We start from the raw sequence: 7,825 nt of genomic DNA, 5'->3' as shown, positions 1-7,825 counted from the left end.
TAGCTGCGCGCGGTCCTTTTCCAGCCATTCATCAGCCCACCCACCGAAGGTGCGGGCGGCGGCCTGTTCGCGCTTGGCTTCCTGTTTCGCCGCACCGGGATCGACGCCATCGGCGAGCAGCCGCTTAGCAGCGTCGCGCTTGTCGCGCGCACCGAGCAGAGTGACAATAGGGTAGGGGCCGAATGAAAGTTTCTTTTGCCTGCCGCCAAAACGGTAGCCCATGTACCAATGCTTGGATCCGCCTGGTTTAACCAAGAGATAGAGACCGCCGGCATCGCTCTTCTTGAGCGGCTTGGCTTGCGGTTTCAGATTGCGACACCCGACGTCGGTCAACATGGCTCGTTATCTTCGATTTGACCCCCCCGAGGCCAGCAACGAGGCCAGCAAAAAACGCGGCTGCTACCGGACACGGCTGGACAATCTGAGCCCACAGATTACCGCGAAGTCCTTATTTTTCAAGCATAATTTGTGATACGATGGACGTTCTTGGACGGTACCGGACATCCTCAAATAAGCCGATTGGCTCCCCGGGCTGGATTCGAACCAGCGACCATTCGATTAACAGTCGAATGCTCTACCGCTGAGCTACCGAGGAACAGGCGAAACAATCGTTCGCAAGCCGGCTGCGTATAACAAAGCCTTCCGGGCTTGCAAAGGACGAAATGGGCTGTTCCGACGCGGCATCAAGAAGGCGGTAAAACTGCCTGGGCCACAACGATTTGTTGGCATTCCGGGCCGCCGAGCGGGCGCCCTGGCGCCTGACTGGCGCAATGCTGCCGCCCGCGCCTCGCATCCATCAGCCGCCAAAAGGGCCCATTCGCCGGCGATCCCCAGGGATGCCGGACCCGAACCCTTGAGGTGATTCGATGCCAGACGTCCTGACCGATCTCCCAAAGCCGGTGTCGTCGATCATTCCGAACGAGATCCCCGCGCTGAGTGACGATGAATGCCTGTTCCGGCTGGCCCGGGCTATCGCCGAGCACGATTCCGACCATCTGGACGAGGTAGCGCAGTGGATCGGGCGGCTCGCGGTGACCATCGAATAGACCGGCTGGAGCGGCCCCGGAACCGGTGCATCGGGGAGGGCGGTACGTCCGCTTCGGACGGCGCCGGCACCATGTTGCGTTTTGGCGGCCCTTGTACCAAAGATGGCGCGGTTTCGCCCCCGCGGGCTCGCGCCCGCACCGCTTGCAAGGTCCACTCATGTCCGGTTTTTCGACCGCGCGCCAGAAAATGGTCGATGGCCAGGTGCGCCCCAGCGACGTCACCGATATCCGGATCCTCGATGCGATGCTGGCGGTGCCGCGCGAGGCCTTTGCCCCGGCCAGCCAGCGCGCGCTGGCCTATCTCGACCTCGATCTCGATGTCAGCGAGAGGGCTTCGGACAAGCGCTATCTGATCAAGCCGGTGGTCACGGCGAAGATGCTGCAGGCGGCCGAGATCAAGCAGGGTGACAACGTCCTGGTGGTGGGGTGCGCGACCGGCTATGCGGCGGCGATCATTGCCCATCTGGCCGGGCAGGTGACGGCGACCGAGAGCGATTCGTCGCTGGCCGCGAAGGCCGGGGATGTTCTGGCCGGGCTTGGCCTGGTGAATGTTACGGTACGGACGGCGGCGGCCGCCGACGGCGATCCGGCCAACGCGCCCTATGATGCGATCATCCTCAATGGCGCGACCGAAATCGTGCCGGACCGGCTGTATAGCCAGCTCAGGGAGGGGGGCCGGCTGATCTGCGTTTTCGCCACCACGCAGCCACCGCGCGCCACCCTCGTGACGCGTTCGCATGGCGATTTCGGGAACCGGGCGCTGTTCGACGCCGCGGTCCCGGTTCTTCCCGGCCTGGAGCGGGCTGCCGCCTTCGTATTCTAGCGGATTCCAGTCCTTGCCGGCCCTCGTTCGGGGTTCACTCGCGCCCGGCCGCTTCCTCGACCCCTCCCTTGCCAACTGACCAATTACCGATCCCGATCAGAAGTGTGGCCCAGATGCCCCACGTGGAGAGTTTCCGTTGCATCGGGGTGCGGGGTGGTTCCGTCGCCCCCACGGGCGGAATAAGGTGAGCCGGGACTCAATTGGGCGGCTGCGACGTCCGGCTCATCGTTCGAGCCGGCGCGCAGGAATGAATGGATTTTTGGGGATGCGTGGTGTGAAGGTTTTTACCGGAGCTGCGGCTGCGGTCCTTCTGTTGGCGGCGATGGGCCCGACGCCGGCCCTGGCCGACACCATCGAACAGGCGCTGGTGCGCGCCTATCAGAACAATCCGCAACTCAACGCGCAGCGCGCCTCGGTCCGGGCGACCGACGAGAACGTGCCGCAGGCATTATCCGGCTATCGCCCGCGCGTCGCGGTCACAGGTAGCGCCGGCTACCAATACACCGATACGCTTTCGACGTCGGGCGGCACGCCCACCGTTATTGTCCGGACCGGAATTCACGGCGCCAATTCGCCGCGCAGTATCGGCACGACCGTGACGCAGACGCTGTTCAACGGACAGCAGACCGCGAACCGGACCCGCGCCGCGGAGAGCCAGGTTTCCGGCGCGCGCGAAGCGCTGCGGGTGCTCGAACAGAGCGTGCTGCTTTCGGCCGCCACTATCTACATGGACTATCTGCGCGACTCCGCAATCGTCGAGGTGCAGAAGAGCAACGTCCGCGTACTCGAACAGACCTTGAAACAGACCAGGGACCGCTTCAGCGTCGGCGAGGTCACCCGCACCGACGTCGCGCAGTCCGAGGCGCAACTGGCCGCCGGCAAGACCCAGTTGCTGACCGCGGAAGCCAACCTGAACACCACGCGATCAAACTACCGCCGCATCATCGGCAACGAGCCGGTCAATCTCGCGCCGGGTTCGCCGGTCGACCGCTTTCTGCCGGGAACGCTGCCCTCCGCGGTCGACCTCGGGTTGACGCAAAATCCCAACGTGACCGCCGCGATGTTCGGCATCGATGTCAGTTACCTCCAGGTCAGGGTGAACGAAGGTGCACTGTTGCCCACGGTGACGCTGCAGGCCTCGGTGCAGCAGTCCTATGAACAGACCATGACGATCCAGCGCTCGTTCGGCGCCTCCGTACTTGGGCAGCTATCGGTTCCGGTCTATCAGGGCGGCGCCGAATATGCGCTGATCCGCCAGTCCAAGGAAACCCTGGCGCAACAGCGCCTCAACCTCGAACAGGTTCGCGACCAGACCCGAGCCAATGTGGTGACGGCATGGGGACAGCTGGTGGCAGGCAAGGCGCAGGTCCAGTCGGCCCAGTCGCAGGTGTCGGCTTCCGAGATCGCGCTCAACGGCGTGCGCGAAGAAGCCAAGGCCGGACAGCGCACCACGCTGGACGTGCTGAACGCCCAGCAGGCGCTGGTCAACGCCCGCGTCGCACTGGTCACCGCGCAGCATGACCGCGTGGTCGCGTCCTACTCCGTACTGGACAAGGTCGGACGGTTGTCGCCTGTGGTGCTCAAGCTACCCACCACCGTCTACGATCCCAGCGTGCATTATCACCAGGTCCGCGACAGCTGGTTCGGTGTCCGCGTTCCCGACGGCCGCTGATCGCCTCAACCATCGTTGCATGAGCACAGGCTGCCTCAAGCGCTCGCGAGCGTGAATGGGGCGGCGCGTTGCTTGCAATCAATTGTTGCCATGACATACCGTTAATGGAGGCAGCAGGGCGATTCGCGCCGCATCCGAGACGGCACTTGAGCTGGCAGCAACTTGGCCGCGATGCTTCGGTACCCTGAGCAGGGGCGGTATCCCGAGCGATCTGGTGAGAGGCGCTTGATCTGGGGACAAGTCAGGCTTGTGCGATGAAAATCCCGGCCTGTATCTCCAGAACCGGCAAATCCTGTCTGGCTTGGTGTAAAAAGCACCGGAGGGCGTTGATGATGTGGAGTCGGCGATGACGCAGCCTGCAAAGGTCCAGGAACCCTCGATGGAGGAGATTCTGGCGTCGATTCGTCGTATCATCGCCGACGACGAAGCCAAGCCGCCGGTGGCCGAAAAGCCCGCCAGCCCGGCCGCCCCGGCGAAGCCGGCTGCTGCGGCGCCCGCCGCCATGACCGATATTCCACCGTCGGCGATTGCCCCGGCTGCAAAGCCCGCACCTCCGCCAGCCAAACCCGCAGCGCCTCCTGCCGCACCGGCGCCCGCGCCCGTCTCCAACAGCCAGGACGACATCGACGCCCTGCTCAACGGCCTCGACGAGGCCACCGTGCCGGAGGAAATCCGTCCGCCCCAGCCCGACGGCGACGTGTTCGAACTCACCGACGACATGGCGGTAGCGATGGAGCAGGCGCCACCGCCGCCCGCGCAACCTTCGTTCCGGAAGGTCGAACCGCAGGACGACCTGGAATTTGCCGAGAGCGCCGCCCGCGGCGCAGCGCCCCGGCAGTCCGCCTTCGAGCCGCCGCCGTTTGAAAATGCGGCGCCGGTCCAGCAGATCCTGTCGCACACGACCGTGTCCGCCGTTGAATCCGCCTTCAACTCGCTCGCCAACACCGTGCTGAGCAACAATGCGCGGACGCTGGAAGACCTCGTCAAGGAAATGCTGCGGCCGATGCTGAAGAACTGGCTCGACGATAATCTGCCGGGCCTCGTCGAGCGCATCGTCAAGGCGGAAATCGAGCGGGTTTCCCGCGGCGGCCGTTAGGCGATTTTCGGTCCGACCTGGCGGGCGGTGCCCGCCTTGGACCCATCTCGGCCCGCTGACCGGCCCTCATTCAGTCCCGGATCCGGCCTAACCAGCGGCTGGCGTCCCTGTCAGATTGACTTGTCAGGTTGACTTGGCGCGTTCCGGCGGCTTTCTAGCCCGTTCCACAGCCCAAAGATTGCATCTGACGATGATCGAGAAGAACTACCAGCCCGCCGATATCGAAACCCGCATGGCCCGCCTCTGGGAGGAGGCCGGCGCGTTCAAGGCCGGCCGCCCCGAGCGACGCGACGCCCGCCCCTTCACCGTGGTGATCCCGCCGCCAAACGTGACCGGCTCGCTGCATATGGGGCACGCGCTCAACAACACGCTGCAGGACATCCTCTGCCGGTTCGAGCGGATGCGCGGCCGCGACGTGCTGTGGCAGCCCGGCACCGATCACGCGGGAATCGCGACCCAGATGGTGGTCGAGCGGCAATTGATGGAGCGCCAGGAACCGGGCCGTCGCGATATGGGCCGCGCCAAATTCCTCGAGCGGGTGTGGCAATGGAAGGCCGAGAGCGGTGGCGTCATCGTCAACCAGCTGAAGCGGCTGGGCGCTTCCTGTGACTGGTCGCGCGAACGCTTTACCATGGACGAAGGCCTGTCGCGCGCGGTGGCAAAAGTGTTCGTCGAGTTGCATCGCGAAGGCCTGATCTACAAGGACAAGCGGCTGGTGAACTGGGATCCCAAATTGCTGACCGCGATTTCCGATCTTGAGGTGCAGCAGATCGAGGTCAAGGGCAGCCTCTGGTATCTGCGTTATCCGCTGCAGGACAAGACCTTCAATCCCAAGGACCCCGCAACCTTCGTTGTCGTCGCCACCACGCGGCCGGAGACGATGCTGGGCGATACCGCGGTCGCCGTTAACCCGGACGATGAGCGCTATACGGACCTGATCGGCAACCACGTCGTTCTGCCGCTGGTGGGACGCAAGATTCCCATTGTCGCCGATGAATATTCCGACCCCGAAAAAGGCTCGGGCGCCGTCAAAATAACACCGGCGCATGACTTCAACGATTTCGAAGTCGGCCGCCGGCACGGCCTGCCGCAGATCAGCGTGCTCGACCAGGAGGGCTGCCTCGCGTTGGTCGACAACGAGGATTACTTGCGCGGCCTGCCGGAAGGCGCCTCGCAGCTTGCGGAAGAACTGCACGGCGTCGATCGCTTTGCCGCGCGAAAACTGATCGTGGCGCGGCTGGAGGATTTCGGATTCCTGGAGCGGATCGAGCCGAACACGCACATGGTGCCGCATGGCGACCGCTCCGGCGTCGTGATCGAGCCGTATCTCACCGACCAGTGGTATGTCGACGCCCACACCATGGCGCAGCCCGCGATCGCGGCGGTGCGCAGTGGCGCGACCGCGTTCGTGCCGAAGAACTGGGAAAAGACCTATTTCGAGTGGATGGAGAACATCCAGCCCTGGTGCATCTCGCGCCAGCTCTGGTGGGGCCATCAGATACCCGCATGGTACGGGCCGGACGGCAAGGTGTTCGTCGCCGAAACCGAGGAGGAAGCGGTCGGCAACGCGCTCGGCTATTACGTCGAGCGGGAAGTCATCACGCCGGAGCAGGGCGACGAGATGGCGCGCGATCCCGACAAGCGCGAGGGTTTCATCACCCGCGACGAAGACGTGCTCGACACCTGGTTCTCCTCGGCGCTGTGGCCGTTCTCGACGCTGGGCTGGCCCGACGACGAGACCGATGTGCAGCGCCATTATCCGACCGACGTCCTCGTCACCGGCTTCGACATCATCTTCTTCTGGGTCGCCCGCATGATGATGATGGGCATGCACTTCATGAAGGACGTGCCGTTCCCGACGGTCTACATCCACGCCCTGGTCCGCGACGAGAAGGGCGCCAAGATGTCGAAGTCGAAAGGCAACGTCATCGATCCCCTGCATCTGATCGACGATTACGGCGCCGACGCGCTGCGCTTCACGCTGGCCGCGATGGCGGCGCAAGGCCGCGACATCAAGCTCGCTTCGCAGCGCGTCGAGGGTTACCGCAATTTCGCGACCAAGCTGTGGAATGCCTGCCGCTTCGCCGAGATGAACGGCTGCGCGCTGCCGGCGGATTTCGAAGCCACGCAGGCGACGCAAACACTGAATCGCTGGATCGCGCACGAGACCGGGCGCGCCACCCGCGAGGTCACCGAGGCGATCGAGGCCTATCGCTTCAACGATGCCGCGGCTTCGATCTACCGCTTCGTCTGGAATGTGTATTGCGACTGGTATCTCGAACTCGCCAAGCCCGTGCTGATGGGCGAGGAGGGCGCCGCCAAGACCGAAACCCTTGCGATGGTGGCGTGGGCGCGCGACGAAATTTTGAAGCTGCTGCACCCCTTCATGCCCTTCATTTCCGAGGAATTGTGGGCGATGACGGCGAAGCGTGACGGCCTGCTGGTGTTGACGGAGTGGCCGCGCAAGGCCGGCGGAATGACGTCGGACGAAGCCGTGATGATGGCGACCACAAGCCCGAACGACGGGCTGCTTCCGCCGGTCCTGCTGGCGCTCGATACCGGCGATTTCAGCGATCCCGCGGCCGAAGCCGAGATCGGCTGGGTGGTCGATCTCGTCACCGCGATCCGGTCCGTTCGCGCGGAAATGAACATCACCCCGGCGACACTGACGCCGCTGGTGCTGGCCGGCGCCTCGGAAGAGACCAGGGGCCGCGCGCAACGCTGGAACGACGTGGTCAGGCGAATGGCGCGGCTCGGCGATATTTCCTTTGCCGACCGGCCCCCGGAAGGCGCGGTGCAATTGCTGGTGCGCGGCGAGGTCGCGGCGCTGCCGCTGAAGGGCGTGATCGATCTTTCCGCCGAGAAGACGCGGCTCGACAAGGAACTGGCGAAAGCCGAGGCCGACATCAAGCGCGTCGATGCCAAGCTCGGCAACGAGAAGTTCGTCGCCAACGCGCCGGAAGAAATCGTCGAGGAAGAAAAGGAAAAGCGCGAGGCGGCGGTGGCGCGGAAAACAAAAATCATCGAGGCGCTGGAACGGTTGAAGAACGCGGCGTAGCGGATGACCTGATGCTGGACCACATCTCCATCACCGTGTCGGACATTTCAGCGGCCGAGCGCTTCTACGACGCGATCATGAAGGAACTCGGGGTGGTCAAGGTCGGCCGCCGCGAGGACTGGCTGGGCTA

Annotated in this window: 6 protein-coding genes and 1 tRNA gene; 5 read left to right on the top strand and 2 right to left on the bottom strand. The window is 64.3% G+C overall.

The window, feature by feature from the left end; all coding sequences use genetic code 11:
• Positions 1-336: Arm DNA-binding domain-containing protein (locus Q8N40_RS10630; RefSeq protein ID WP_305711789.1), on the bottom strand; the 336-nt coding region annotated here is incomplete at its 3' end.
• A 184-nt stretch (positions 337-520) separates the two neighbouring features.
• Positions 521-595: transfer RNA gene (locus Q8N40_RS10625), tRNA-Asn, on the bottom strand.
• A 271-nt stretch (positions 596-866) separates the two neighbouring features.
• On the opposite strand from Q8N40_RS10625, the gene Q8N40_RS10620 reads away from it, so the two are divergent.
• The 5 genes from Q8N40_RS10620 (at position 867) to Q8N40_RS10600 (ending at position 7,695) form a co-directional block, all read left to right on the top strand.
• Positions 867-1,046, top strand: coding sequence for a hypothetical protein (locus tag Q8N40_RS10620; RefSeq protein ID WP_305711788.1), 180 nt, complete (start codon positions 867-869; stop codon positions 1,044-1,046).
• A 157-nt stretch (positions 1,047-1,203) separates the two neighbouring features.
• Positions 1,204-1,869: a protein-L-isoaspartate O-methyltransferase gene (locus Q8N40_RS10615; RefSeq protein WP_305321758.1), complete on the top strand. Its 666-nt coding sequence runs from the start codon at positions 1,204-1,206 to the stop codon at positions 1,867-1,869.
• Between the two features lie 265 nt (positions 1,870-2,134).
• Positions 2,135-3,541 carry a TolC family outer membrane protein gene (locus tag Q8N40_RS10610; RefSeq protein WP_305321757.1) on the top strand — a complete coding sequence of 469 codons (1,407 nt, stop codon included), beginning with the start codon at positions 2,135-2,137 and terminating at the stop codon, positions 3,539-3,541.
• Between the two features lie 346 nt (positions 3,542-3,887).
• Positions 3,888-4,637, top strand: coding sequence for a PopZ family protein (locus Q8N40_RS10605; protein ID WP_305321756.1), 750 nt, complete (start codon positions 3,888-3,890; stop codon positions 4,635-4,637).
• A gap of 190 nt (positions 4,638-4,827) precedes the next feature.
• Positions 4,828-7,695: a valine--tRNA ligase gene (locus Q8N40_RS10600; protein ID WP_305711787.1), complete on the top strand. Its 2,868-nt coding sequence runs from the start codon at positions 4,828-4,830 to the stop codon at positions 7,693-7,695.
• Positions 7,696-7,825 lie beyond the last annotated feature (130 nt).

It is taken from the genome of Bradyrhizobium sp., from assembly GCF_030693485.1.
GTDB lineage: Bacteria > Pseudomonadota > Alphaproteobacteria > Rhizobiales > Xanthobacteraceae > Bradyrhizobium.
Note: the sequence above shows the minus strand (reverse complement) of the source record. Positions and strands in the feature narration are given on the sequence as shown.